This window comes from Metabacillus endolithicus (genome assembly GCF_023078335.1).
GTDB lineage: Bacteria > Bacillota > Bacilli > Bacillales > Bacillaceae > Metabacillus > Metabacillus endolithicus.
In genome coordinates, this window is the sequence record NZ_CP095550.1 from 4879662 (window position 1) to 4905571 (window position 25910).

Consider the following 25910-nt stretch of genomic DNA (forward strand, 5'->3'; position numbering starts at 1 on the left):
TTATTTTTTAAACACATGTTGTCCAATTTGTACTGTTGTTTCTCTTGAATCAAGCCATCTACTCTGGGCAATATCCGGATTATAAAAGAATAAGGCATCTTTTGCTATACCGCATATCAGATAGGGCAGCAAAAACAGCTTTTCTAGACTCTTCATCTGCTGGCTTATTAATCTGTCCATTTGCAACTGGCTGAAATTGATTACGCTGATAGATCACTTCTCTAACTGTATCAGGGAATTTTTTGCATTGTCAACTCGATTTAACACAACACTTGCAACGGCAACTTTACCTTCAAACGATTCTGTTTGAGCTTCAGCTCGTACAATTCTTGCTAATAAATCTATTTCAGCTTCTGAAAGGCTAATCTTTTCAGAGCGTTCATTTCCTCTGCTAACTTGAGTGGTATTATTTGTTTTATGTGAAAGTGTCTTTACACTTGGCTTATCCGAAGTATTAATAGTTTTATTAATAGTTGTATTAATTTGTTGGCCAACATAAATTAAATCAATGTTTTTAACATGCGGGTTTGCTTTTGCTAGTTGATTTAATGATAGTCCATTCTTACGTGCGATTTCCGACATCGTGTCACCTTTTTCAACCGTATGTGCAAAAGTAGGTGCAGCGACAAACAGAGTGGTCAGGAATGCTAGTAAAAAAAATAGTTTTTTCACAATTAGTCCTCCTAGTAAATATCATTTTTTGAACTCTTGTCTTACTCATACCTATGTCCAAAAAAATTGAATAGTGTTACAATTTTATTACAGGAAGATTACAAGGAGCTGAAACACTGATATTTCATAGGATATACAGTCTTAAAATACATAAAAAAATAGAGGAAGAAATAAATGGAGAGAGAAAATCTAGAATTAGTTATAGAGTTACGTCATGAATTACATAAACATCCAGAGCTTTCCAACCATGAAGTATGGACAAAACAACATTTGATTTCATTTCTAAAAAGTTATACAAACCTTGAAATCGTTGACAAAGGAAAGTGGTTTTACGCTATATATCGAGCAGGACAAGATCGAGAAAACATTGCATTTCGAGCAGACTTTGACGCACTTCCAATCGAAGAAACGATTGTAATTCCTCATGCCTCACAGACACCGGGTGTATCTCACAAATGTGGTCATGACGGTCATTCAGCATCTTTAGCTGGATTAGCTCTTGAAATAGATCAAAAAGGAGCAGACAAAAATATTTTTTTCTTATTTCAACACGCTGAGGAAACTGGAGATGGAGCGTTAGAATGCGTTTCTTTTATAAAGGAAAACAACATCCAAGAGATCTTTGCTTATCACAATATGAGTGGAATGGCTCATAATACGGTGAATGTTATAAACGGAACGGCTCACTGTGCGTCTAAAGGTATGACAATTTTTATGGAAGGAACTCCGGCACATGCTAGTCAGCCTGAAGATGGAATTAATCCTGCCTTTGCTATTGCAAAAATCATTGATACAATCGATGTTTTGACATCTGCCGAGCATAATAAAGGTATGGTTCTCTGTACTGTGGTACATGTTAAGATCGGTGAAAAAGCATTCGGGGTATCAGCAAGCAAGGGTGAACTGCTTTTGACGATTCGTGCTCTATATGAAGAAGACTTGGATAAACTGCAGCATAATCTTGAAGAACTAACATTATCGCTTGCAAAGCAATATGGACTAAAGGCGAGTTTTTTCTATAACGATGTTTTTCCTGAGACGGTTAATTATAAGGAGAGCTCAGATAAAATACGAGTTGTTTGTAAAAACAAAGGAATTAACCTTATGGAGATGAAGCAGGCGTTTCGTGCTTCTGAGGATTTTGGTCATTATTTAAAGGAAACGAAAGGAGCTATTTTCTATATCGGAAATGGGGAAGAGTATCCACCTATTCATACTGTTGAATATGATTTCAGAGACGACGTGATAGAAACGGCTGTTGAGCTATTTAAGGGATTAATCGAAATTTGTTAATTTAGGAGGGTAAACCTTGCCTATTATAACCATAAAGTTAGCAAAAGGAAGATCAGTAAAACAAAAACAACAATTTGTTGAATCAGTAACAAAGGAAGCAGCAAAACATCTAAACGTAAAAGAAGAATGGGTAACTGTTTTATTCGATGAATATGAACGAGAAAACTGGGCATCAAATGGACAGTTACATTCAATTAAATTTGGTGAAGGATTTGGGAAAGGAGAATGAAAAAAGAAGGGGAAGGATAACATTTTATTAAGAATCAATTTAAAAAATGAGTAAATTGTTTCAGTTAATGTTATAGTTAGAAAGACATTTTATAAGAGAGTGGGTGATGAACATGATTGAAATAAAAACATCTTCTCTCAGTGATGGAGAATTTAATAGAGGAGTATTTGCTAAAACCAATATCAAAAAAGGCGAGCTTTTACATGAGGCACCTGTCATTTCTTATCCAAATGATCAGCATCAACATATAGAAAAAACGCTACTTGCTGATTATGCTTTTGAATATGGTATAAATCACACAGCTATTCTTCTAGGTTATGGAATGCTATTTAACCATTCTTATGAACCTAATGCGATTTATGAGATTAATTTCGATAATCATACCTTTGATTTTTATGCTTATACTGATATACAAGCTGGAGATGAGATTTTAATAAACTATAATGGTGATGTAGATGATAAAGAGCCATTGTGGTTTAATAAGGAGTAATTTGTACGAATATTCCTTATTTGTTAATTGGTTAATTTATTATGTGAACCTTTCCTATAGAGGAATAGGTTCACTTTTTTTTAGAGTGGGTTTGTTGTAGCCCATTTTATTTTATAATAAAGTAAGACTACCGAATGGTTGGTTGGAAAGGAGCGGGATTGATGGTATCAACGAAAGTAAACATCAAGAAGGTTGCGTTGTCACTATTCGCAACATATGGGTATGCAGGTACATCCATGAAAAATATTTCCGATGGTGTTGGAATTAGTAAAGCATCTCTTTATTCTCATTTTTCAGGCAAGGAGGATATTCTTTTTGCAGTGTATGAGGATTTGGTTGAGGATTATATTCAACTTCATAACAGATTGTTCGATGAAGCGAAAAATATGCTAGTTTCAGATCAGCTTGAGCATTTATTCAAGGGATACATATTACATTATTATCAAAACAGAGAAATACAAGCATTTTGGGAGCAGGTGACGTTTTTAACCCCTCCTGAAATAAGGGAGAAAATCTTAAGTAATTTAGCTGAAATTGATCAACCCATTCATGATAAAATGGTGGGAATTTTTAAACAAGCGATGGATCAGCAGCTCATTCGTAAAGATCACCCTACAAAAATGGTTGTTTCTTTCCGATCAATGAGAGACGGATTGTTAAAATGGATGCTCATTATTCCAAAAATAAAGGTGGACCTTGTTTCGTCCTTCTGGTCAGATTATTGGTGTGGTTTAGAAACGAGGAATACCAAAGAAAATGGCGAAATTTAAAAAGTCTGAGAACTAAACAACTCAGACTTATTCATACATAAAAAATTTCTATATCTATCTATTATTGTTAAATTTATCCTGTATAATGTATTGGAAAGATAGTTTGATGTTTAAGGAGAACATATGAAAAAAGAGAATAAGTGGAAAATGCTACTATCACCCGTTATTTTTGATCGCTATTCTAAGAGTGATATTTTTGTTGGACTAGGAATCACAACCTTTGCTATGGCTGGTATCTTTATAACAAGTCTATTTTTTGGTCTTATAGAAATTACTAATGTTGGTTTTGATGCCAGAATGATAGGCTATTATACAGGATTAATCTTTCTATCAGCAGGTTATGAAGAGTTAATTTTCAGGTGCATCCTTCTTACCATTTTAATAAAGGTTTTAAAAAAATCATGGATTGCCTTACTAATTACATCGATTTATTTTGGATATGTTCATCTTGACAATGATTATGCGACAGTTTTGTCTGCTGTGAGTAACGGAATTGGCGGTATTATGTATGGACTAGCGTTTCTTTTTACACGAAAAATATGGTTACCATGGGCACTGCATTTTGCCTGGAATTATTTACAAGCACCTATATTGGGTTTTCCAGTAAGTGGGTTTGAAGTACAAGGAATTATAAGCTTAAAACTACTTGATCACTCATGGCTTTCCGGCGGATTTTATGGGCCGGAGGGAGGTATTGTAGGAATCTCTTTTCGTTTCGTTGTGATTGGCCTTGTCGTTTTTTGGATTAAAAAATCAAGGGGAAAAGTAAAGAAAAAAATAATTGAACAAGACTATATACCAGCTTAATGAAAGAGACCATCGATGGTCTCTTTATTTTTTAGGAAAATATTTGAATAAAATGTGAAAAGTTGTATTTTATATTGCTTTTGATATGGAATTAATTGTATGATTTAACTACCGAACGGTCGGTTGGTTAATTAGTATTAGTAAAAAACAATATGTTAAGAGGTGATTTGCCTTGATTTTTTATGAATGTATTTGTTCCAGTTGCAAGGAAATGTTTACTGTTTATGAAAATCAATTGGAATATAAAACAATTAAACGAAATCCTTCAGGAACTCATTTGTGTTCTGATTGCAAATTTGAAATTGAGCTTGAGGCGAAAAGAGCTTTAGGAGGTTCTATATCATAATGAAGAGTAATGACAATGTATAAAGGAAGTTTGTTTAGTAGAAAAACCTCGTAAATCAAGCTAACACTTATCTTTACCGCGTGGAGGCAACGTTTATAGCAACTTATAAAAAAACGAAAATACATTTTTGTCGATAAAAGGAGAGTAAAAGATGAGTACATTTATTTTGGTACATGGAGCATTTAGTGGAGCATGGTGCTGGAAGAAAGTTATTCCTTTACTAGAATTACATGGTCATAGAGTACTGGCAGTTGATTTACCTTCACATGGAGAAGATCTTACACCTGTTTCAACAGTAACTCTTGAGCATTATACAAATCATTTGCAGCGTGTAATAGAGAATGAACCTAGCGATGTTATTGTAGTTGGACACAGTTTAGGAGGACTTGTTATATCACAAACAGCTGAACGTATTCCAACAAAAATAAAATCTCTTGTTTATATAGCAGCATTATTACCGGAAAACGGACAATCATTTTTACAGATGAATGAAAAAAATGCTCAGGCACTTCCACTGCCAATAACGATGAGTGAAGACCAAACACATTTTAAGCTTGATGTTAGCTCAATACGCGACAATTTTTATGGAGAATCATCTGAAGAAGATGTTCGGTATGCCAAATCAAAACATGGTGATCAACCACTCGCACCTTTTGTAACTCCTGTTATGTTATCGGATGAAAACTATGGCTCTATTAAACGTTACTATATTGAAACTTTAAAAGATCACTCGCTTTCCATCTCTTTTCAGCGAGAAATGACTAAACAGGTTCCTTGTGAGAAGGTGTTTACTCTTGATACAGATCATTCTCCGTTTTTTTCAGATGTAACAAATTTAGTAAGTATATTAAATGAGTTGGGGTAGAAAGTATGAAAAATATTTTTGAAAACAAAATAACAATTATTACAGGAGCTGCTTCAGGAATCGGACGTTCACTCGCTCAAGAAATGGCTTCAAGAGGTGCGGTCATTATTATTGCTGACCGAAACAAGACAGAAGGGGAAAAGGTGGCAGAATTTATTTCCCGAAAAAATGGAAAGGCTTATTTTCATCAAGTTGATGTGACAAATGAAAAGGAGGTTTATGATCTTGTTCATCATGTTTATGATACTCATGGCACACTAGATTATATGTTTAATAACGCAGGAATCTCCTCGATGAGTGAGTTTGATGATCTAACATCAGAACAATGGAAGAAAATAATCGATATAAATGTTCTTGGAGTTGTTTATGGATCTACAGCAGCGTATACAATTATGAAGAAACAAGGATACGGATATATCATCAATACCTCGTCTGCAGCTGCTTTTGGTCCAGCACCTCTGACCGCAGCATATGGTGCCACTAAACATGCTGTACTTGCACTCACTACCTCACTCCATTATGAAGCCGAAGCCTATGGAGTAAAGGTAAGTGCCGTATGTCCAGCATTTGTAACAACACCTATAACCGATCATATGGAAATGAATAAGTTCGACCGAAATGTCTTTAGTCAAAATACTAAAAACTATATAAGCGCTGATAAATGTGCAAACATCATTTTGCAGGGAATAGAAAAAGAAAAGCTAATAATTACAACGATAGGCATGAAAAAAACAACCGATATTGTCTTCACCCTATTTCCGGGACTACAAAGAAAGCTAATGAAGTATGTCGTAAAGGCGGGGAGAAAGGCTAAGGTACGGGATTAGGCGTGGTGCCTGTCACTTCCCGAATTTTCTTGTTTCATGAGTGTTTCACGGAACGGTGGGGTGCCTGTCACTTCCCGTTTTTTCTTGTTTCACGGAACCAAATAGAGTTCTTTCTCTATGCAATGTTTTTCATTGTATTTATTTAGCATGAAAGTGGTATAATCTTCAAGTAGATTAGACTTAGGAGATGACACAAAAATGGCAAATATAAAATTTGACATTCAACAAAATTTAGGTATTATATCCGAAGGTGCGAAAGGGTGGAAGAAGGAATTTAATCTTATTAGCTGGAATGGCCGAGATCCCAAATATGATATACGTGATTGGGATGAACAACACGAAAAAATGGGGAAAGGCGTTACACTTTCTAAAGAAGAAATCATTCAGCTTAGAGAAATCTTAAATGGAATAGAATTATAGTAAATACACTTTAAGAACTAGTATGCATTAGATACAGGTTCTTAATTTTTGTTTTTACAGGAGAACATCTTGAATGTTGTCAAGGCAAAAATTACGACAAATATCGGGTGGTGACAGGCACCCGAAAGGAGAGACATCATGAATAATTTAACCGGTTCAAAACGTTTACAACTGGGATTGCTTTTAGGTTCATTAAATTTATTGGGTCCATTTACGATTGATATGTATTTGCCGTCATTTCCTACTATTGTAGAGGATTATCATACAAATGCATCTCTTGTACAAATTAGCTTAACAACATGTTTATTAGGTTTAGGTCTAGGACAATTGGTTATTGGTCCGATGAGTGATGTACAAGGTCGACGGAAACCCTTACTTATTTTCATTATTCTTTATTTACTTGCATCACTAACTTGTGCAATATCTCCAAACATTTATATGTTTATTGCTTCAAGGTTTGTCCAAGGTTTTGCAGCAGCAGGTGGTCTTGTTATTTCACGAGCTGTTGTTCGGGACCTTTATAGCGGAAAAGAATTGACTAAGTTTTTTGCCCTATTAATGTTAGTTGGTAATCTAGGTCCGATCGTTGCGCCAATTGTAGGTGGTGGGATTTTGGCTTTTACAAACTGGACAGGTGTATTTTTTGTTTTAGCATGTGTAGGATTAATTTTATTCCTAACTGTAACATGGAAACTTGAAGAAACATTACCGGTCGAAAAACGTGTTCCAAGTAATTTTAAACAGGTGGTCAAAAATTTTGGCTCTCTATTAAAGGATCGCCAATTCGCAGGCTATGCTCTCACACAAGGGTTTATCATCGCTGGTATTTTTGCCTACGTATCTGGTATTCCGTTTGTCTATCAAAATATTTATGGTGTCACCCCACAGCAGTTTAGCTTCTTATTTGGAGTAAACGGAATCGCTTTGATCATCGGAAGTCAGTCAGTTGGACGGTTAAACGATATAATTTCTGAAAAAACATTTTTAAAAATTGGATTAATTTTATCTAACACAGCAGGAGCGCTATTACTAATAGCACTGCTTTTTAAAGCGCCAATCGTAGCTGTTGCCATTCCTATTTTCTTTTTGGTTGCTTCAATCGGGATTATTTCAACAACATCATTCGCACTAGCAATGGATACACAAGGTCATATAGCAGGTAGTGCTTCTGCGCTTCTTGGACTTTTACCATTTGTCCTTGGCTCATTAACAGCGCCGTTAGTTGGTATCGCTGGAGAATACAATGCTATTCCAATGGGTATTGTGATCTTTTCTGCGAGCTTTTTAGCTTTCTTATCCTATTTTGGGTTAGTTAGAAAAGTTCTCGGTAAAAGTTCAAACTGCAAAGTAAGGTATATTCTTTTGATTCTTCCTAAAAATTTAGTATAGTTAGATTGACGGTTAAACTAACATATAGGAGTGATGGTAGATGGATTTCGTTACATTAAATAATGGATTAAAAATGCCACAACTAGGATATGGTGTTTGGCAGGTTGCAGATGATCAAGCAACAACTGCTGTAGCAAATGCTCTTGAAGTTGGTTATAGATCGATCGACACAGCGATGATTTACAAAAATGAAGCTGGTGTTGGTAAAGCAATTAAAGATTCAACTATCCCTCGTGAAGAATTGTTCATCACAACAAAGGTTTGGAATAGTGATCAAGGGTACGACAATACTTTACGTGCTTTTGATGAAAGTTTAGAGAGATTGGGCCTTGATTATGTGGACCTTTATTTAATACATTGGCCAACTCCTCAATTTGATCAGTATGTTGATACATATAAAGCATTAGAAAAGCTTTATCATGATGGTCGAGTAAAAGCTATTGGTGTATGTAATTTTGAAATTGAACATTTACAGCGTCTATTAGATGAATGTGAAGTTGTACCAGTTCTAAATCAAATCGAATGTCATCCATACCTTGCTCAAAATGAGATAAAAGAATTTTGTGCAAAACATAATATTTATGTAGAGGCTTGGAGTCCACTTGAACAGGGTGGAGATGTGTTAAGAGATGATGTAATTGTTAAAATTGCTGAGTCTCACAGTAAAACTCCAGCACAAGTTGTTTTACGCTGGCATTTACAAAATAATTCAATTGTTATTCCTAAATCAGTTACACCATCAAGAATTGAAGAAAACTTCAACGTGTTTGATTTTGAATTAACATCAGACGAAATGAATTCAATTCATGAACTGAACAAAAACCGTCGTAAAGGTAAGCATCCAAACGAGATGCATATTCGATAAAACATACCTTAAAAAAGCCCATTCCTTTATACTAGGAATGGGCCTTACTATTATAGAAAATCAACAACATCTACTTCCATAGGATGAAACTGATATTTAACCAAATCTATTTGCTTTTCAAAACTAACACCTTCATGCTCAAGAAGTAGCTTTTGTGAGTAAAAAGCTTCCTCATCCTTAAAGCCAATTTCTCCTTTAGCATTAATCACACGATGCCAAGGAAGTTGATGTTTCTCACTCATAGAATGAAGAATCCGAACTACTTGCCTAGCTGCTCTTGGCTTTCCAGCTAACCGTGCAATTTGTCCATATGTCATGACTTTTCCTTTAGGTATACTTTTTATAATATGGATCGTTCTTTTTGTAAATGGCCGCATGAAATTTCTCCTTAAAATAAAGACTAACCTCATACTTATGGTAACATTAATTTAATCCTAAGAAACATAAAGGAATTATTTTCACAATATTTATAATAGTTTTGCGAAATAAGTTGACACCAACTAAGCAATGTGTCAAATTAATAGATATTCTACATATTCAGGAGGAAGCAATGACTACAGAAAAACACACTCATATAATTGACTGTACAATCCGTGATGGTGGACTCGTAAATAATTGGGATTTCAGTGTGGAGTTCGTTCAAGACTTATATAACGGCTTAAGTGAAGCTGGTGTTGAATATATGGAAATTGGCTACAAAAATTCCCCGAAGCTTTTAAAAGCAAGCGAGCCGAATCCGTGGAGATTTCTTGATGACAAATTTTTAAAAGAAGTGATTCCACAGAAAAAATTCACAAAGCTTTCAGCACTTGTTGATATCGGAAGAGTAGATCCGAATGATGTTTTACCACGAGAAGAAAGTGTATTAGACATGATTCGTATTGCTTGCTATATTCGTGAAGTGGACAAGGGATTGGAGCTTGTTCAAATGTTCCATGATTTAGGATATGAAACAGCTCTTAACATTATGGCTTTATCAAGTGTTCCCGAGAATCAATTAATTGAAGCATTCGACATGATCAAAGATAGCCCGGTTGATGTTGTTTATATTGTAGATTCTTTTGGCAGCCTAGATCCTTTTGATATTGAACATCAAGTAAAGAAATTTAAGTCAATGCTTCCTAATAAACAGTTTGGTATTCATACACACAACAATATGCAGCTTGCATTTGCAAATACATTAACAGCTATGAGAAATGGAGTAAGCTACCTAGATTCTTCTGTGTTCGGTATGGGACGTGCAGCAGGAAATTGTCATACGGAATTACTTGTAACACATGTTAAAAAATCAAGCTATGAGCTAAAGCCAGTTCTAGGTGTTATTGAAAAGCATATGATTGAAATGCGACAAAAATGGGAGTGGGCCTATATTATCCCTTACATGATTTCCGGTGCTCTTAATGAACATCCACGTGTAGCTATGGCTTATCGTGATAGTGAAGATCGTGACAAATACGTAGAGTTCTACGATAAAGTAACATCACCAGAAGCTTCAGTTGCTCCTGCAAAAAAGTAACGCCTATGGAAATTTGAGCTTCTTAAGATAAAAAAAATGCTAAGCACGTTAAAAGTGCTTAGCATTTTTTATTAATAAGCTGAAGAGCGAAATGATTCAATAATATGTGTAACTGAATTGCCATACTTACTTTGTTCACTTGCTGGGTACGTCATTATGATCGTATTTGCTACTTCATTTCCAAAGAAAAACTTTTTGTACGTAATCAGCCCATTTTGTTCATAAGAAAGAACATACCAGTTGGCTGTTAGTCTTTTATAAGCAATGTTAACCGGAATAGAGTTCAGATCTTCATTGTAGTAAGTTTCAATTGTTTCGTTTTCACTTATAATATTCGTATGGTTACCATAGGCAGTAACTTCAAAATCTTCGCTATAAAACCTTACGCCATCTCCATTAGTTGGGGGAGGGGCCATCTTTAAGTTGCTTGGTACTTTTAAGGAAAATCCATAGCGTTCATTTGTATAATGTTGATAGGAAATGGTATCTTGCTTTGATTTTTTTCCTTCTGTTTTTCGATCTTCTCCTCTTTTTTTCCTTTTCAGTCCCATCAATAGTACTGTTAATAGGTTGTTCGTTTTCATCTTTTTCACTTGTTGTAAGTTCTACTTTTTTTATTAATTCATTCATTTTAGATTCATATTGTTTGAGAATTTCATTAGAAGTAATAGTAGCCTGTAATTCTTCTAACTCTTTTTTAGCTTCGCTAACATTATTTTTTTCTATTAATTTGTTAATATAGGCTATTTTCTGTTCAACTAGTGAGGTTTGATCATTATCAGCCAAAATCTGTTTTTTTAGTGTTTCAGCCTCATCCTGAACGGTTTTTAAACCATTTTGTTCATTTATGACAACATCCAACGACTTAATAGCAGACTCATAATCTTTTTCTTTATAAGCCTTTTTAGCTCTTTCCATATTTGTTGCTTGATCAAAGTAGCTTGCTGCATTTCGATCACCTTCTTTTTCATTTAAGGCAAGCTCAAAGTAAATGGCAGCCTGATGGTAATTTTTTTGTCCAAGCTCTTTCATCCCTTGATCTATAGCATGCTGATAACTTTCGTTAGAACACGAAGTAAGAAAAGTAATAAGAGCAATTAGTAATATTAAACTTTGTAGTTTCATTGTTTTTCCATTCCTTTAGTAATTTTATTCTCATATTATATCAAAGATTTGTACTTACTTGATTTGTTTAGTAGTGGTAGTATCTGGTTTTTGGTACCTGGCACCACCCGATTTTTCTTGTTTCACACACTTTTGTTTCACAGAAAAACCCCTGATTTTCAGGAGGTTCTTCATTTTACGATGAAGTTTTACTTTCACTTTCTTTATCATTTTTGTCACTTTTAAATAAATTTTTAGAAACAACATTTAATTTATTTAAAAACCGATTAAACCCAAATCCAACAAAAAATGCAATACTAATCTGAGCTAGTGGCGCATCTTTGTAGTCAATAAATTCAACTAAAAATAAACCACTTTGAATAAGTGTAACAGCGATAACTGCTGTGCCTGTCGCAAATATTGGATAAAAAATATACATAATCCATTCTCGATAGTCGGTTAATCCATCTTTCATATAGTGAGAGCAAAACATATAAAGATGCCTTAGTGAACCACCAATTGCTCCCGCAAAGAAATAATATAAAAAAATCTCGATATCAGAAATGATTGGGAACGATTTTTCTAGAATACCAGTCCACAAAGCACCTACTGCAAGAAAGCTCCCAAAAAACAAGAAAGAAAGATAGGTTAGAATCAGCGTCTTTAACCACCACTTCACACCGCTCACCCCTCTGCTCTAATACGTTATCTTATGAGGGAATGGGCGGGTGGTGCCTGTACGTAGAGTGACAGGCACCACCCGATTTTTCTTGTTTAACATTATGTTCCACAGGCTTGCTTTACTCTTGTGGTACCTTTACCATTTCCAAAAAGAAGTCAATATGTTGATCCAAGCGTCTTTCTACTTCAGTGGTGTCCTTACCATCAAACTTTAGGATGTTATATTCAGCTAAGAGAGAAAATGCTGGATATTGGTATTCAACGGCAAGTAATCTTGGGTCAACCGGTTTAATCCTTTTCATTTCGATCAATTTTTTAAAGACGATTTCAAGGAAATCAATTGTTGATTGAAAGAAATCATTTAGGATGATGTCCCGAGCCATTGGTTCACGGAATTGCTCAACTTGTAGAACTCTCCACATTTTTTGGGCATGAACATTTTCCATATATGTTTTAAAATTTCTGTGTCCTGCCTTAAAAAAAGCATCTGTAGTTGAATTGTTTAAAATCTCATCCAATGCTTCAAGAGGAGGCATTGTTTTTGAAAAATCTGTACGAAAATGAGTAAGGATCGATTCAAGAATTTGCTCCTTATTTTTAAAATGATTATAAAGAGAGCTTTCCTTTATACCGACAGTTCTTGTTATTTCTCTTATAGAAACAGCACTATAGCCTTTTTGTGAAAAAAGATCTAACGCCGTTTCGAATATTTTATCTTTTGTGTTTTTAGTCATTTTACACACCCTTAAAATTTTTTGGGAAAAAATGTTGCAACATTTCTAGTTAAACCATATAATGACATTGTATACTAACGTTCGTTAGTTTTCAATGGGGGGATAGATATGAATACATTTCAATCATATATGGAAAGGCGGCCCAAATTTTCTGGTGTTATTTCGATTTCAAAGGGAAATGAAATAATCTATGAAGATGCATTTGGACTATCCAACAAAGAGAAGGAAATTGAGAACAATATTCATACAAAATATCCAGTGGGATCTATGCTAAGTAAACCATTAACAGCTGTTGCAACATTTCAACTGATCGAGAAAGGAAAATTGTCTCTCCATCAGCCAATAGACAAATTCCTTCCTTTCTATAAAAATAAAGGTATTACCATACATCATTTATTAAACCATACATCTGGAATTCCTAATTTACTCATGTTAAGAAAGCAATTAAAATGGGATCAAGATTACACTCAAAAACAAATTTTTGACACTCTACAGGAACATAAATTAAATTTTACACCTGGTCAAAAAATTTCATACAACAACACTGGATTTTTTATGTTAGGACTAATCATTGAGAAAGTGTCTGGAGTAACCTACCATGACTATATAAAAGAAAACATCTTCAAGCCAGCAAACATGAAGCATACGGGCTTTTTACATGAAGAAATAGAAGGTACAGCTAATAATTATATCAATCAAAAGTCAGGACCGTATGTGAGTCCAACTCTTTTATTCGCTTGTGGTGATGCTATTTCAACCTTAGAAGATATTCATTTGTTCCACAAAGCTCTTGAGTCAAATATCTTAATTACTAAAATATCTAGTGAACAAATGCAAACACCTACTTACAAAGGAAGATTTATCACGATGGGTTATAGTTGGTTTATCAAACAGCTTTTTGGGAGGAAAAGTGTTTCTCATGGAGGAACGCACCCAGGTGGTTTTACAACTCATGTTGAAAGATATCTTGATGATGATATGACGATTGTTGTTATAAGTAATGATATGATATCTCATAAAATGCTTACGATGAAAGAGCTGGGAGCAACACTTATAAGTAGAGAATTAGCTTCCCTTTTATTTAATCAAAAACTGCATCATTGGCAAAAATTTTTTTAAATCCTTAACTAACAAACGTTAGTTTATGACGTGGAAAGCAAAGGAGGCAAGTATTGTGTTTCAACAACTAAAAGGTGGATATGTTAAACCCTATAAAAATAAACAATCTGATAAGAACAGTGTTGCAAAATTAGAAAAACTAACGTTGGGTAATGTAACACAATGGATCACAATCCGTGGAAAAAATAAAGATCTGCCAATCTTACTTTTTTTACATGGTGGACCAGGGAGTCCACAAACAGGAGCACAAATGAAATATAATGCTGATCTGGAAGAAAATTTTCTTGTTGTAAACTGGGATCAAAGAGGATCAGGGAAATCTTATACTTCCGAAGTAACACCTGAGAGTATGAACGTAGAACAAATACTTTCAGATTGCCATGAGCTCGTCAAATATCTTACTACACAATTTCGACAAAAGAAAGTATTCCTTATGGGACATTCTGTCGGTGCGGTGCTTGGATTATTATTTGTACAAAAGTTTCCTGAGTTAATAGAGGCTTATGTAGGAATAAACCAGCCAGTGAAACGTGCTGAGGAAGAAATAAGATCGTATCAATATGCTTTAAGCATAGCTAAAGAAAAGAATCATAAAAAAGCCATTCTGCAATTAGAACGAATTGGTTCTCCAAAGAACGGTTTCTATCATTCAGTAGATGATTTAGTCACGCAGCGAACATGGCTGACAAAATTTAATGGTGTTACTTATAAATTAAAAGCTGTTTCTGTTAATATTCACTACATTTTAAGTTCTCATTTAACTTTGAAAGAAAAGCTCTCATTTATGAAAGGATTTGGTTTTTCATCAACACATCTTTGGGATGAAATAACTAAAATCAACTTTTTTCAGCTTGTTTCAGATGTGAAAGTTCCTGTTTATTTTATTGCAGGAAAACATGACAGGATTGTGTTTAGCGATCGATTAAAGGAATATTATGACTTTCTAAAAGCACCAAAAAAAGAAATATACTATTTTGAGGAATCAGGACATTATGCATGTTTTGAGGAAGCAAATAAATTTAATCTCATTATGAAAGAAGTGAAAAAAAATCACCTGAGTAAAAATAAAATGGAGGTTATTTAATGAGAGTACACTATATATGTAAAGCATGCGGAGTACAGTATGAAGCTACACATCATCCACCAGATATATGTAAAATTTGTAGTGACGAACGACAATACGTACCGTTAACTGGACAAAAATGGACAACATTAGAGGAGCTAAAGCAAGAAAGCTTTCATAACGAATTTGTGGAAATTGAGCAAGGTTTATGGAGCATTCGCACATATCCGCAAATAGGTATTGGTCAAAAGGCTTATTTGATTAGGACTGATGAAGGAAATATCCTTTGGGATTGTATTACTTACCTAGATGAGAAAACAATTAACAAAATTAACGAACTTGGTGGGTTACGAGGGATTGCCATTTCTCATCCGCATTATTATAGTACGATCATTGAATGGGGGAATGCATTTCAATGTCCAATTTATATCCACGAAAAAGATCATGAATGGCTAACGAGAACTTGTTCGCTCATTCATTTCTGGAACGGGGATAGCCTTGAGTTAACTAAACATCTCTCTCTCATCCATGTAGGAGGACATTTTGAAGGTAGCTCCGTTTTGCTATGGACACTTGGTTCGTATAAAAAAGGTACATTACTCGTAGGTGATAGCATCTATATTGTACCTGATCAAGGTTGGCTAAGTTTTATTTATAGTGCACCAAATCATATACCATTGTCTGCTAAGGTGGTAAACAATATTAAAATGAGCTTAGAAAACTATGATTTTGAAGCTATTTATGGTGCTTTTGATCATAAGATCGAGCAAGGAGGCAAGAATTCTTTTATTAAATCAGCAGATCGATATATTCATTTTTTGAATAGCTAAAAAAACAGATCGTTTGAATTAAGGATTTTCAACTACTACAATAAACATGAATAAAAAACAGGCCTTTATATGATAGATAATAAAAAGAGTACCCCCTATGATACACTCGGTATGAGGCTCTAAAAAGTACCTCTTTAAAAAGAAATGAATAATTTACCAATAAAACACTTTACATAGGGTAGGGGGGTATGGTAGATTATATTTATAAGGAGGTTATGTTAATGTGTGAAGAACAAAATGAGATGTTAGAGGTCGAAGTTTGTTGCTCCGGACAACATTCTGAAAGGGAAAGCCATCATTCAGAAAAAGTAAAAAAAACTCTTATTACTAGGTTGAACAGAATTGAAGGACAAATTCGAGGTATTAAAGGATTAGTTGAAAAAGATACTTATTGTGATGATGTTATTACCCAAGTCTCAGCTGTTCAGTCCGCATTAAATAGCTTTTCCAAAGTATTATTAGAAACTCATTTGAAAAGTTGTGTAACAGAAAGAATTAGAGCAGGAGATTTAGAAATTGTCGATGAATTGCTTGTAACCATTCAACGATTAATGAAAAAATAATAATAGAGGAGAGAAAAAATATGCAAAAAATCATCTTAACAGTTAATGGAATGTCTTGTGGACACTGCGTGAATGCTATAGAAGGAAATGTTGGAAAATTAAATGGTGTTTCACAGGTGAAAGTTCATTTAAATGAAGGAAAAGTTGAATTAGAATTTAATCCAGAAGTTGTTTCATTAGACACAATAAAGGAAACAATTGATGATCAAGGATACGATGTAGTTTAAGAAATCCAAAAATAAAGACTGTGAAACGTGCTTTTTATCATTGCACGTTTCCTTTTGAAAGAAAATATACCGCTGTAGGGTATATAGGAGGACGACGAATATGACGCAGGAAATAAAAGAAGCTGTTCTGCCAATTACAGGTATGACCTGTGCTTCATGTGCAGTTCGAATTGAAAAAGGACTAAAAAAAGTAGAAGGTGTAGAAGAAGCAAACGTAAATTTTGCTCTTGAAAGAACATCGATCAAATACAACCCTAATGTTGTTAAAATAGAAGACTTTAAAAAGAAAATAAATGACCTGGCTTTTTACGAGGTAGTTGAGGAAAAAGTGGATTTAGCTATTATCGGTATGACTTGTGCTGCTTGTGCAACCAGAATTGAAAAAGGCTTAAACAAAATAGAAGGTGTAACAAATGCAACCGTCAACTTAGCGTTAGAAAGTGCAACAGTCGCCTATAATCCTTCACAAATCGGAACAAAAGAAATAATTGAGAAGATTGAAAAACTTGGATATCAAGCGAGTGAAAAAGGTGAGCAAAAAGAAGATGTTGCTGATCTAAAAGCGAAGGAAGTTGAAATTCAACAAGGAAAGTTTTTCTTTTCTCTTATCTTATCCATTCCCCTTCTTTGGGCAATGGTCAGCCACTTTAGCTTTACCTCGTTTATTTATTTACCTGACATGTTTATGAATCCATGGGTACAGCTGGCCTTAGCAACACCTGTTCAATTTATCGTAGGAAAACAGTTTTACGTAGGAGCATTCAAAGCATTAAGAAATAAAAGTGCCAACATGGACGTTCTTGTTGCACTAGGAACATCAGCTGCTTATTTTTATAGTTTATATTTATCGATCGCTTCAATCGGAAGTGAAGCACATATGATTGAGCTTTATTATGAAACAAGTGCAGTCTTAATTACATTGATTATTTTAGGTAAGTTGTTTGAAGTTCGTGCAAAAGGACGTTCATCTGAAGCGATCAAAAAGCTAATGGGTCTTCAAGCGAAAACAGCAACTGTTTTCCGTAATGGAGTGGAACAAGAGGTTGCGCTAGAAGACGTTGTAGTTGGTGATATTCTTTATGTGAAGCCTGGTGAAAAAGTTCCAGTTGACGGAGAAATTATCGAAGGACGTTCGGCACTAGACGAATCAATGCTAACTGGTGAGAGTGTTCCGGTTGATAAAACAATTGGTGACTCTGTCATCGGAGCAACTATTAACAAAAATGGATTTTTAAAAGTAAAAGCAACAAAGGTTGGTCGTGACACAGCACTCTCACAGATTATTAAAGTGGTGGAAGAGGCTCAAGGTTCGAAAGCACCAATTCAACGTTTAGCGGATCAAATCTCTGGTATTTTTGTCCCAATCGTTGTAGCAATTGCCTTTCTCACATTTTTTGTTTGGTTTATCTGGATTACACCAGGCGATTTTGCCGAAGCACTTGAAAAATTAATTGCCGTGCTAGTCATTGCTTGTCCTTGTGCACTTGGATTGGCAACACCAACATCAATCATGGCTGGATCAGGTAGAGCAGCAGAGATCGGTGTTTTATTTAAAGGTGGAGAGCACTTGGAAATGACGCACAGATTAACGACTATCCTTTTAGATAAAACAGGAACGGTTACAAATGGAGCACCAATTTTAACTGATGTTTTAGTTGAGAAACATGTCAATGAAGAGGAATTTTTACAACTGGTTGGAACAGCTGAAAAGCAATCTGAACACCCACTTGCTGAGGCGATTGTAACTGGAATTAAGGAAAAGAAAATTGAGCTATCTGATGTTGAAGAATTTGAGGCTATACCAGGCTACGGTATAAAAGCAAAAGTAAACAATCAAACTATCTTAGCTGGTACGAGAAAATTAATGCAAAAATATAATATAAACATTGAACAGGCTCTACCAACTATGGAGAATCTTGAAGAAAGCGGTAAAACGGCGATGCTGATTGCCATTAACAATCAATATGCCGGATTAGTAGCTGTTGCTGATACAATTAAAGCTACCTCAAAGGAAGCAGTAAAACGTCTAAAAGAAATGGGCTTAGAAGTTGTCATGATAACTGGTGATAACGAGCGAACAGCGAAAGCAATCGCAACTGAAGCTGGAATTGATTCTGTTGTAGCAGAAGTGCTGCCGGAAGGAAAAGCGGAAGAAGTGAAAAAACTGCAGAAGGAAGGAAAAATCGTTGCGATGGTAGGCGATGGGATCAATGACGCACCAGCACTTGCGATCGCTGATATAGGAATGGCGATTGGAACAGGGACAGATGTTGCAATGGAAGCAGCGGACATTACACTTATTCGTGGAGATTTAAATAGCATTGCTGATGCTATCTTTATGAGTAAAAAAACAATCAGAAATATTAAACAAAATTTATTCTGGGCATTTGCTTATAATGCACTCGGTATTCCAGTAGCAGCATTAGGCTTCCTTGCGCCATGGTTAGCAGGAGCAGCAATGGCATTTAGCTCAGTATCCGTTGTTCTAAATGCGTTACGCCTACAAAGAGTAAAACTATAGTGATAAGGAGAACCAAAAAATGAAAAAATGGATCCTTTCAGCATTCATTTATCTAGGTATTGTAATTATTGGCTACTATATATATGATTCGGTGTTTTTAGAGGAAACAAAAGTTGATACACATGCTGAAGAACATAAAACAGAAAATACAACTGAACACAATAACCATGCTACAACGGAAAATGAACATTCGGAATCAGAACATGAACATGGAGCTAACACAGAAACAGAAAGTGAAGTTAACGTAACCATTGAAGAAGTTAGTGATAAACTGGTTTTAAACTTAAAAGATCTTACAGGCAAGCCTGTAACAAACTTAGAAGTAAATCATGAAAAGCTTCTACATTTAATTGTCGTTGATGAGCATTTAGATCAGTATTACCATCTCCACCCTGAGGAAACCACACCAGGTCAATTTGAAGTGAAAAATGAACTGGAAGAAGGGATTTACAAGGCATTTGTCGATATAAAACCAAATAATTTAGTTTATCAAGTTCAACCAATTTCCTTTAAAGTAGGAAATCCTGTTGAAGATGAACATCATCATGATTCATTAACTGTTGATCAACTACTTGAAAAGACAGTTGAAGACAACAAAGTAACATTGTCGACAACACCATTAGTGATAAATGAGCCAGTTACATTAACATTTGATGTTCATGGTGCAAATTTAGAAACTTACCTCGGCGCACTGGGGCATGTTGTTATTTTGGATGAAGAAGCACAACAATACTTACATGTTCATCCACTTGAAGGAGACACTCCAGTGTTTGAAACACAGTTTACGAATCCAGGAATTTATAAAATATGGGCTTGAGTTTCAAATAAATGGTGAAGTGAAGATCTTTCCATTTGTTGTAGAGATAAAATAATATGAGAATTATAAAGAGGCTGTTCAGTCGTATAGGATTGAGCAGTTTTTTTTATTAAAAATCTAGAGGTTTAAAGTGATCAGTAATAGAATTATATAATCATCAAACTTTATAGTGGAGCTTAGTTACAGCATGTAAGGCAACTAAAAAGTTTGCCGGCAAGTATTTTAAAAGAAATGCCAAAAGCATCAATCCATCCTTTTTGTCTGGAAACCTATGATAATACTGCTGATATGCATGCTCGTCATTTTTCCTCTCCATATTCGGGAACGATTGAAGACCCTGTAACAGGGACGGCATCAGGAGTAATGGGAGCCTATTATGCCAGATACATTGATAAGTTAAGTGATCAACTTGAACTGTTAGTTGAACAAGGACAGGAAATGGATAAAACCGGGCGAGTACATGTTTCTGTAACAAAAAATCACGATTCCCATGAAGTTGAAATCACTGGGACAGCGAGATTTGTAAGAGAATTTGATATTGATATTTAATTGGATAGTTGGAAATTAGTAACGTTACAAAGTACTTAGTAGTACTAAAATGATAAAGAATAAAATTAGAAACATTTTATCATCACATGCATATAGTAGAAGAACTTCATTTAAGGGTGTGAACAATGGATCATCGACAAACTGTTGAGTTGGTTGAGGAGCTTTTGCAGTCACGTATTAATGAAATCCTTCTAAAGAATGAAGCAGAGTATTTCGATAAACTTCCAGGATTGGTAGAAGCATTGAAAATGATTAAAGAACGATTTTCCAACATATAAGATTTTCCAGGGCCAATTAAGGCCCTTTATTTATGAAAACATTTACAAAATTTGAATAAAATAGATTGCTAAATTTAGTTAATTGTAGAAAAATAGAGGAAGAAACGTGTTGAGAGGAGATAAACACTTGAACGAATTACATAACAGATTGTACCCTTTATTAAAAAGCTTTACGGAAAAAGGACCATCAGGCTGTTCCCTTCAAGTTATGCATCAAGGAAGTACAATCTATAAAGATTATGTTGGTTTTGCTAATAAAGAAGATGAAATTGCGATAGATGAAGATACGATTTTTCGCATTTATTCCATGACTAAGGTTGTCACGTGTACAGCAGCACTTATGCTATATGAACGAGGTCTTTTTTTATTAAACGACCCACTTGAAAAGTACTTACCAGAATTTAAAAATATGAAGGTATATCATACAGATGATACCGGTAAGGTGACTACAATTCCTGCATCAAGATCAATCTTAGTAAAAGATTTATTTACAATGACTTCTGGACTTACGTATGGTGGAGAAGCAAATGAAACTGAAAAACAAGTTGCTAAAACGTTTCAGCAATTACAAGAAAAGGGTGAAAAATTAACAAATCGCCGTTTATCAGAAGTACTTGCTGCAATTCCACTTGCCTTTCAACCTGGAGCCCACTGGTATTACGGTCTAAGCCATGATGTGTTAGGGGCACTAATCGAAGTTCTTTCAGAAAAAACACTAGGACAGTTTTTACAGGATGAAATTTTCACTCCACTTGGAATGAAAGATACATTCTTTAGAATCCCTGATAACAAAAAGCATCGGTTTGCGGCTCTCTATAATCGTACAGAAGATGGAACACTGATTAAAAATGAAAAAATGGACGTTCAATTTGAGCCATTATCAGAGCTTGAATCTGGTGGTGGTGGGTTATTGTCAACATTAGGAGATTACAGCCGTTTTGCTCATATGCTTGCTAACGGTGGGAAATTTGAGGGAGTTAAAGTTATTGGAGAAAAAACAATTTCTTTAATGACAAAAAATCACCTAAATGATGAACAAGCTACAACATACAATTGGGACTATTTAGCTGGATACGGCTATGGACTCGGTGTTCGGACAATGATGGATTCAGCAAAAGGTGGAAGTAATAGTTCGGATGGGGAATTTGGGTGGTCAGGATTAGCTGGTACGTGGGTATTAATTGATCCTCAAGAAAAGCTATCAGCTGTATATATGCAGCAAATGATTCCAAACTTTGAAGCTTACCATCAGCCTAGGTTGCGAAATGTGATTTATGGAGCAGTAAAGTAGATTAAGAAACCTGTAATCGAAAACGGTTATGGGTTTTTTCGTTTTAAACTAAATAATGCCTTGACCTGATAGGACATTATTTACCTCCATCTATCTTAAATTAATTCGGATAGCAAAAAAGCTATATTGTAAAGATAAAACCTGCTAAAATAGTATTTATGTAAAAAATTCTAAATTTTGTTGACAGTATGTATAAATTTGATTTATCATACAAAGCGTAACAATTACGATTTATTTCATATAACTTTAGAAATCTACATAAAAATAATTTTGCTAATTAAATCGTAACAATTTCGTTTAATGTACATAACGTGAGGAGATGTCTTATGAAAGCTACTTGTTTTTCTATCTTTATTGGAATCGTATTAATGCTGTCAGCATGCTCTAACTCAAGCACAAATAGTAAGGAAGCAGCAAATGAAGCTCAAGAAAAATCGTTAACTTTTTTGTTTAATTTTCCTACAAGCACACTTGACCCACACCAAGACGACAATAGTACAACAGTACGAGCTGGAATCACTGAAACTTTAGTCAAGTTAAATGAAGATTTGGAACTTGAACCTTGGCTTGCAAGTGAGTGGAAAGCAATTGATGAATTAACATGGTCATTTACCGTTCAGGAGGGAGTATTGTTTCAAGACGGAACAAAATTAGATGCAGAAGCTGTGAAACAATCGTTTGAGCGTGGAATCAACGTTAGTGAATCTATGAAAGCAGCTTTAAAGCTAGAGTCTATCTCAACTGATGGAAATTCAGTTATTTTTAAAACAACACAACCTCTACCAGCTTTTCCATCTGAATTAACACATCCGCATACGTCAATTGTTAAGGTAGAAGATGATGAGAAATTGAGAACAGCTCCAATTGGTACAGGTCCTTTTGTTGTTGATACATTTGATTCAGAGGTAAAGGTAGAGCTTACTAAAAATACTTCGTATTGGAATGGAGAACCTAAACTTGATAAAGTAACATTTGGTTTTAATTCAGATGCGAATGCAAGGCTATGGCTCTTCAATCAGGGGAAGCGGATATCATTTATTATCTACCTTCTGAATTAGCTACCTCTTTAAAGAGTGATGAAAATATTGTAGTAGAATCTGTGAGTAGTTTACGTACACATTTCATTTCCTATAACACAAACAGCTCTGAAGTTGCTGATGAAAAAGTCCGTCAAGCTTTGGATTCCTTATTTGATCGTGAAGCAGTTGCAAATGACTTAATGGGGGGAATGGCTGTACCAGCAGGTGGGCCGTTTAATCCTGACTTTCCGTTTAGCATGAAAGCAGATCCCGTTAAATTTGATCCTAGTCATGCAAAGAAATTACTTGAAGAAGCAGGTTATAAGGAAGATAATGGTGTAATGGAGAAAAATGGAGAGCCATTGCAACTAGAGATGATTACTTATCAATCAAGACCAGAACTACCACTTATTGCACAGATGCTTCAATCAAATGCAAAGGAAATAGGTGTTAAGATCAACATTAAATCTGTTGAAAATATCGATGAGTACTTATCAACAAATGAGGAATGGGATATTGCAACATACAGTAACTTAACAGCTCCACGTGGAGATGTTGGATATTTCCTTAATTCTGCCTATTCACTTGATGGTGCTCTAAATATTGGTGAAATTAATGATCCAGAAATTAATGAAATTGTAACAGAGCTAAATAAAACAACAGATGTTGAGAAACGTAACGATCTTGGAAAACAGGTTGAAAACATGACTCAGCAAAAAATTTATCAATCTTATATCGTTCACCCAATGATCACTGTTGCGATGAAAAAAGATGTAAAAAACTATTCAGTTTCAAAACAAGAATATTATTTAATTACAAATCAATTGGATGTAGAATAACGTGTTTCGATATCTTTTATCAAAAATTATACAAATTATTGTTGTATTACTTTGTCTTTCGTTTTTAAGCTTTGTGTTCATTAAATTAGCTCCCGGAGATCCTGTAAAAGCAATGTTGGATATTGATGAAGTAATGATTACAGAAGCAGAAATTGAGAATATAAGATCGGAGATGGGCTTTGATCACCCCATCTTTGTTCAATATGGAATGTGGCTTAAACAGGCGATTAAGCTAGATTTTGGGGAATCGTATTTAACAAACCGACCTGTTTTGAGTGAAATACAGGACCGTTTACAAGCTTCTCTTGAACTGATGGGAGGGGGAATGCTCGTTGTTATCTTAATATCGATTCCATTAGGGGTTTGTTCAGCTGTTTATCAATCAAAATGGATTGATCATCTTGGACGAATTTTTGCTTTTTTCGGAGCTTCCGTTCCAAGCTTTTGGCTGGGACTTCTATTAATCTATTTCTTTAGTGTAAAGTTGAAGGTTCTACCGTTTATCGGTCATAATGGTGCCGAAAGCCTTATTCTTCCATCCCTTACATTAGGACTTGCAATGTCAGCTGTTTACGCTAGGCTATTGAGAGCAGCAATGCTTGAAACAATGAATAAGCCTTATATTAAGGCTTTGAGAATGAAAGGCATTCGTGAAAAAAGCTTAATTTTTAAATACTCCTTACGTGAGAGCATAATACCAGTTGTTACGATGTTTGGTATGAGCCTTGGGAACTTACTGGCTGGTGCTATTGTTGTAGAAATTTTATTTTCATGGCCTGGATTAGGAAAAATGGTCGTTGAAGCCATCATGAATCGAGATTATCCGTTAATCCAAGCTTATATTTTACTTTCAGGCATTTTTGTCATGAGTATTAATTTAATTGTTGACTTATCGTATTATCTATTAGACCCAAAATTAAGAAGAAAGGAGCAGAGAGCATGATAACGGATGTATTACATCTAAAGAAGAAAAAGCGAAATCTATTTATTCAAACGGGTGTACTATTACTCATTATGATTATGCTCCTTTTTTTCTTATCTTATCTATTTAATCCACATGATCCATTAAAAGTAAGTACTGGTGAACGATTGCAGTCGCCTAGTATCGAGCATTTACTTGGAACAGATCAACTAGGTAGGGATATTTTAGCGAGGTTAACAGAAGGTGCCATCTACACATTGGGGATATCGGTTTTATCCATCTTTATTTCTTTATTAATTGGCTTACCAGTTGGTGTTCTTTCAGGCTACTTCGGGAAAAAAATAGATCAATTATTTATGAGAGTTATTGATACGTTTGTTGCGTTCCCAGATTTTTTACTGGCAATCGCGATAACAGGATTACTTGGACCCGGAATTTGGAATGTGATGATTGCCATTATTTCAGTAAAGTGGGTAGGCTATGCGCGGTTAACACGTAGTATTGTTCTTACTGAAAAGCATAAGGACTATATTACGATGTCAGCTTTTAGTGGAAGTTCTGTTTGGAAAATCATGACACTACATTTATTTAAACATATCCTACCACAAGTGATTGTTTTAGCGTCATTAGATATAGGGAAAATCATTCTTCTTATTTCTTCCCTATCCTATATCGGGTTAGGAGCACAACCACCACTGCCAGAGTGGGGAGCAATGTTAAATGAAGGAAGATTATATTTTCAAACATCTCCAGCTTTAATTATTTTTCCCGGTCTAGCGATCATGCTTGTTGTGATGGCCTTTAATTTAATAGGTGATGGTTTAAGAGATAAACTAGATGTTCAATCTAACAGAAAGGAGTAGC

The 25910-nt window shown here is 34.9% G+C and carries 29 protein-coding genes and 2 pseudogenes; 24 read left to right on the forward strand and 7 right to left on the reverse strand.

The features are described 5' to 3' along the window. Positions 1-79 precede the first annotated feature (79 nt). Both MVE64_RS27630 and MVE64_RS24800 read right to left on the reverse strand, forming a co-directional pair. Positions 80-217, reverse strand: a complete 138-nt coding sequence (locus MVE64_RS27630; protein ID WP_281730421.1) for a cell wall hydrolase — start codon at positions 215-217, stop codon at positions 80-82. Next, positions 214-672 (reverse strand): LysM peptidoglycan-binding domain-containing protein, encoded by a 459-nt coding sequence (locus MVE64_RS24800; protein WP_247342070.1) that lies wholly within the window; start codon positions 670-672, stop codon positions 214-216. The genes MVE64_RS27630 and MVE64_RS24800 overlap by 4 nt, the downstream gene beginning before the upstream one ends. A 174-nt stretch (positions 673-846) precedes the next feature. On the opposite strand from MVE64_RS24800, the gene MVE64_RS24805 reads away from it, so the two are divergent. The 10 genes from MVE64_RS24805 to MVE64_RS24850 all read left to right on the forward strand — a co-directional run bounded on the left by MVE64_RS24805 (position 847) and on the right by MVE64_RS24850 (position 8973). After that, on the forward strand, positions 847-1965 hold the full coding sequence (locus MVE64_RS24805) for an amidohydrolase (RefSeq protein WP_247342073.1): 1119 nt from the start codon (positions 847-849) through the stop codon (positions 1963-1965). Positions 1966-1981: 16 nt separating this feature from the next. Next, positions 1982-2194: a tautomerase family protein gene (locus MVE64_RS24810; RefSeq protein ID WP_247342076.1), complete on the forward strand. Its 213-nt coding sequence runs from the start codon at positions 1982-1984 to the stop codon at positions 2192-2194. A gap of 112 nt (positions 2195-2306) precedes the next feature. Next, positions 2307-2684: an SET domain-containing protein gene (locus MVE64_RS24815; protein WP_247347238.1), complete on the forward strand. Its 378-nt coding sequence runs from the start codon at positions 2307-2309 to the stop codon at positions 2682-2684. 161 nt (positions 2685-2845) lie between these two features. Beyond that, positions 2846-3454, forward strand: coding sequence for a TetR/AcrR family transcriptional regulator (locus MVE64_RS24820; RefSeq protein WP_247342078.1), 609 nt, complete (start codon positions 2846-2848; stop codon positions 3452-3454). Between the two features lie 123 nt (positions 3455-3577). Further along, a complete protein-coding gene (locus MVE64_RS24825) occupies positions 3578-4261 on the forward strand; it encodes a CPBP family intramembrane glutamic endopeptidase (RefSeq protein ID WP_247342081.1) in 684 nt (227 codons plus the stop codon). A 497-nt stretch (positions 4262-4758) separates the two neighbouring features. Next, a complete protein-coding gene (locus MVE64_RS24830; protein ID WP_247342084.1) occupies positions 4759-5472 on the forward strand; it encodes an alpha/beta fold hydrolase in 714 nt (237 codons plus the stop codon). A gap of 5 nt (positions 5473-5477) precedes the next feature. Next, positions 5478-6299, forward strand: a complete 822-nt coding sequence (locus MVE64_RS24835) for an SDR family NAD(P)-dependent oxidoreductase (protein ID WP_379049948.1) — start codon at positions 5478-5480, stop codon at positions 6297-6299. A 198-nt stretch (positions 6300-6497) separates the two neighbouring features. Next, the gene (locus MVE64_RS24840; RefSeq protein WP_247342087.1) at positions 6498-6719 is read left to right on the forward strand and encodes a YdbC family protein; all 222 of its coding nucleotides are present in this window, start codon (positions 6498-6500) and stop codon (positions 6717-6719) included. Positions 6720-6857: 138 nt separating this feature from the next. Then, positions 6858-8108 (forward strand): multidrug effflux MFS transporter, encoded by a 1251-nt coding sequence (locus MVE64_RS24845; protein WP_247342089.1) that lies wholly within the window; start codon positions 6858-6860, stop codon positions 8106-8108. A 40-nt stretch (positions 8109-8148) separates the two neighbouring features. Then, positions 8149-8973, forward strand: a complete 825-nt coding sequence (locus MVE64_RS24850) for an aldo/keto reductase (protein WP_247342092.1) — start codon at positions 8149-8151, stop codon at positions 8971-8973. A 50-nt stretch (positions 8974-9023) separates the two neighbouring features. Here MVE64_RS24850 and MVE64_RS24855 read toward each other — a convergent pair whose 3' ends face one another. After that, positions 9024-9350 (reverse strand): MGMT family protein, encoded by a 327-nt coding sequence (locus MVE64_RS24855; RefSeq protein ID WP_247342095.1) that lies wholly within the window; start codon positions 9348-9350, stop codon positions 9024-9026. 173 nt (positions 9351-9523) lie between these two features. Here MVE64_RS24855 and MVE64_RS24860 point away from each other — a divergent pair, with 173 nt between their 5' ends. Then, complete coding sequence (locus MVE64_RS24860; RefSeq protein WP_247342098.1) at positions 9524-10489, forward strand: aldolase catalytic domain-containing protein; 966 nt, start codon at positions 9524-9526, stop codon at positions 10487-10489. A 71-nt stretch (positions 10490-10560) separates the two neighbouring features. Here MVE64_RS24860 and MVE64_RS24865 read toward each other — a convergent pair whose 3' ends face one another. The 4 genes from MVE64_RS24865 to MVE64_RS24880 form a co-directional block, all read right to left on the reverse strand. Beyond that, positions 10561-11040 carry a hypothetical protein gene (locus MVE64_RS24865; RefSeq protein WP_247342101.1) on the reverse strand — a complete coding sequence of 160 codons (480 nt, stop codon included), beginning with the start codon at positions 11038-11040 and terminating at the stop codon, positions 10561-10563. Next, a complete protein-coding gene (locus MVE64_RS24870) occupies positions 10946-11614 on the reverse strand; it encodes a hypothetical protein (RefSeq protein ID WP_247342103.1) in 669 nt (222 codons plus the stop codon). Before MVE64_RS24870 ends, MVE64_RS24865 begins: the two co-directional genes overlap by 95 nt. Positions 11615-11789: 175 nt before the next feature. Continuing rightward, positions 11790-12272: a hypothetical protein gene (locus tag MVE64_RS24875; protein ID WP_247342106.1), complete on the reverse strand. Its 483-nt coding sequence runs from the start codon at positions 12270-12272 to the stop codon at positions 11790-11792. Positions 12273-12393: 121 nt separating this feature from the next. Next, positions 12394-13008: a TetR/AcrR family transcriptional regulator gene (locus tag MVE64_RS24880; protein ID WP_247342109.1), complete on the reverse strand. Its 615-nt coding sequence runs from the start codon at positions 13006-13008 to the stop codon at positions 12394-12396. Between the two features lie 108 nt (positions 13009-13116). Here MVE64_RS24880 and MVE64_RS24885 point away from each other — a divergent pair, with 108 nt between their 5' ends. From MVE64_RS24885 to nikC, 13 genes and pseudogenes are all read left to right on the forward strand, one after another. Continuing rightward, a complete protein-coding gene (locus tag MVE64_RS24885; protein WP_247342112.1) occupies positions 13117-14127 on the forward strand; it encodes a serine hydrolase domain-containing protein in 1011 nt (336 codons plus the stop codon). Positions 14128-14182: 55 nt separating this feature from the next. Continuing rightward, the gene (locus tag MVE64_RS24890) at positions 14183-15211 is read left to right on the forward strand and encodes an alpha/beta fold hydrolase (protein ID WP_247342114.1); all 1029 of its coding nucleotides are present in this window, start codon (positions 14183-14185) and stop codon (positions 15209-15211) included. Then, entirely contained in the window at positions 15211-16020 is an 810-nt protein-coding gene (locus MVE64_RS24895) for a hypothetical protein (RefSeq protein ID WP_247342117.1), read from the forward strand. The genes MVE64_RS24890 and MVE64_RS24895 overlap by 1 nt, the downstream gene beginning before the upstream one ends. A gap of 221 nt (positions 16021-16241) precedes the next feature. Next, positions 16242-16583 (forward strand): metal-sensing transcriptional repressor, encoded by a 342-nt coding sequence (locus MVE64_RS24900; RefSeq protein ID WP_281730422.1) that lies wholly within the window; start codon positions 16242-16244, stop codon positions 16581-16583. 20 nt (positions 16584-16603) lie between these two features. Then, positions 16604-16810, forward strand: coding sequence for a copper chaperone CopZ (copZ, locus tag MVE64_RS24905; RefSeq protein ID WP_098796999.1), 207 nt, complete (start codon positions 16604-16606; stop codon positions 16808-16810). Positions 16811-16910: 100 nt separating this feature from the next. Continuing rightward, positions 16911-19331: a heavy metal translocating P-type ATPase gene (locus MVE64_RS24910; RefSeq protein ID WP_247342119.1), complete on the forward strand. Its 2421-nt coding sequence runs from the start codon at positions 16911-16913 to the stop codon at positions 19329-19331. Between the two features lie 19 nt (positions 19332-19350). After that, positions 19351-20148 carry a hypothetical protein gene (locus MVE64_RS24915; RefSeq protein WP_247342122.1) on the forward strand — a complete coding sequence of 266 codons (798 nt, stop codon included), beginning with the start codon at positions 19351-19353 and terminating at the stop codon, positions 20146-20148. A 183-nt stretch (positions 20149-20331) separates the two neighbouring features. After that, positions 20332-20697 (forward strand): annotated as a pseudogene (locus MVE64_RS24920) (PhzF family phenazine biosynthesis isomerase); the annotation flags it as partial. A 125-nt stretch (positions 20698-20822) separates the two neighbouring features. After that, positions 20823-20975 (forward strand): hypothetical protein, encoded by a 153-nt coding sequence (locus tag MVE64_RS24925; protein ID WP_162987314.1) that lies wholly within the window; start codon positions 20823-20825, stop codon positions 20973-20975. A gap of 127 nt (positions 20976-21102) precedes the next feature. Next, a complete protein-coding gene (locus MVE64_RS24930) occupies positions 21103-22266 on the forward strand; it encodes a serine hydrolase domain-containing protein (protein ID WP_247342125.1) in 1164 nt (387 codons plus the stop codon). 368 nt (positions 22267-22634) lie between these two features. Beyond that, positions 22635-24124, forward strand: a pseudogene (gene nikA, locus MVE64_RS24935) (nickel ABC transporter substrate-binding protein). Between the two features lies 1 nt (position 24125). Beyond that, entirely contained in the window at positions 24126-25067 is a 942-nt protein-coding gene (gene nikB, locus MVE64_RS24940) for a nickel ABC transporter permease (protein WP_247342128.1), read from the forward strand. Next, complete coding sequence (gene nikC / locus MVE64_RS24945; RefSeq protein ID WP_247342131.1) at positions 25064-25909, forward strand: nickel transporter permease; 846 nt, start codon at positions 25064-25066, stop codon at positions 25907-25909. The genes nikB and nikC overlap by 4 nt, the downstream gene beginning before the upstream one ends. Position 25910: the final 1 nt, after the last annotated feature.

Excerpts from the sequence above, each read along its gene's own strand:
- MVE64_RS24805 (WP_247342073.1), top strand. The coding sequence starts at position 847 with ATGGAGAGAGAAAATCTAGAATTAGTTATAGAGTTACGTCATGAATTA.
- MVE64_RS24815 (WP_247347238.1), top strand. The coding sequence starts at position 2,307 with ATGATTGAAATAAAAACATCTTCTCTCAGTGATGGAGAATTTAATAGA.
- MVE64_RS24820 (WP_247342078.1), top strand. The coding sequence starts at position 2,846 with ATGGTATCAACGAAAGTAAACATCAAGAAGGTTGCGTTGTCACTATTC.
- MVE64_RS24825 (WP_247342081.1), top strand. The coding sequence starts at position 3,578 with ATGAAAAAAGAGAATAAGTGGAAAATGCTACTATCACCCGTTATTTTT.
- MVE64_RS24830 (WP_247342084.1), top strand. The coding sequence starts at position 4,759 with ATGAGTACATTTATTTTGGTACATGGAGCATTTAGTGGAGCATGGTGC.
- MVE64_RS24835 (WP_379049948.1), top strand. The coding sequence starts at position 5,478 with ATGAAAAATATTTTTGAAAACAAAATAACAATTATTACAGGAGCTGCT.
- MVE64_RS24840 (WP_247342087.1), top strand. The coding sequence starts at position 6,498 with ATGGCAAATATAAAATTTGACATTCAACAAAATTTAGGTATTATATCC.
- MVE64_RS24845 (WP_247342089.1), top strand. The coding sequence starts at position 6,858 with ATGAATAATTTAACCGGTTCAAAACGTTTACAACTGGGATTGCTTTTA.
- MVE64_RS24850 (WP_247342092.1), top strand. The coding sequence starts at position 8,149 with ATGGATTTCGTTACATTAAATAATGGATTAAAAATGCCACAACTAGGA.
- MVE64_RS24855 (WP_247342095.1), bottom strand. The coding sequence starts at position 9,350 with ATGCGGCCATTTACAAAAAGAACGATCCATATTATAAAAAGTATACCT.
- MVE64_RS24860 (WP_247342098.1), top strand. The coding sequence starts at position 9,524 with ATGACTACAGAAAAACACACTCATATAATTGACTGTACAATCCGTGAT.
- MVE64_RS24865 (WP_247342101.1), bottom strand. The coding sequence starts at position 11,040 with ATGGGACTGAAAAGGAAAAAAAGAGGAGAAGATCGAAAAACAGAAGGA.
- MVE64_RS24870 (WP_247342103.1), bottom strand. The coding sequence starts at position 11,614 with ATGAAACTACAAAGTTTAATATTACTAATTGCTCTTATTACTTTTCTT.
- MVE64_RS24880 (WP_247342109.1), bottom strand. The coding sequence starts at position 13,008 with ATGACTAAAAACACAAAAGATAAAATATTCGAAACGGCGTTAGATCTT.
- MVE64_RS24885 (WP_247342112.1), top strand. The coding sequence starts at position 13,117 with ATGAATACATTTCAATCATATATGGAAAGGCGGCCCAAATTTTCTGGT.
- MVE64_RS24895 (WP_247342117.1), top strand. The coding sequence starts at position 15,211 with ATGAGAGTACACTATATATGTAAAGCATGCGGAGTACAGTATGAAGCT.
- MVE64_RS24900 (WP_281730422.1), top strand. The coding sequence starts at position 16,242 with ATGTGTGAAGAACAAAATGAGATGTTAGAGGTCGAAGTTTGTTGCTCC.
- copZ (WP_098796999.1), top strand. The coding sequence starts at position 16,604 with ATGCAAAAAATCATCTTAACAGTTAATGGAATGTCTTGTGGACACTGC.
- MVE64_RS24910 (WP_247342119.1), top strand. The coding sequence starts at position 16,911 with ATGACGCAGGAAATAAAAGAAGCTGTTCTGCCAATTACAGGTATGACC.
- MVE64_RS24915 (WP_247342122.1), top strand. The coding sequence starts at position 19,351 with ATGAAAAAATGGATCCTTTCAGCATTCATTTATCTAGGTATTGTAATT.
- MVE64_RS24925 (WP_162987314.1), top strand. The coding sequence starts at position 20,823 with ATGGATCATCGACAAACTGTTGAGTTGGTTGAGGAGCTTTTGCAGTCA.
- nikC (WP_247342131.1), top strand. The coding sequence starts at position 25,064 with ATGATAACGGATGTATTACATCTAAAGAAGAAAAAGCGAAATCTATTT.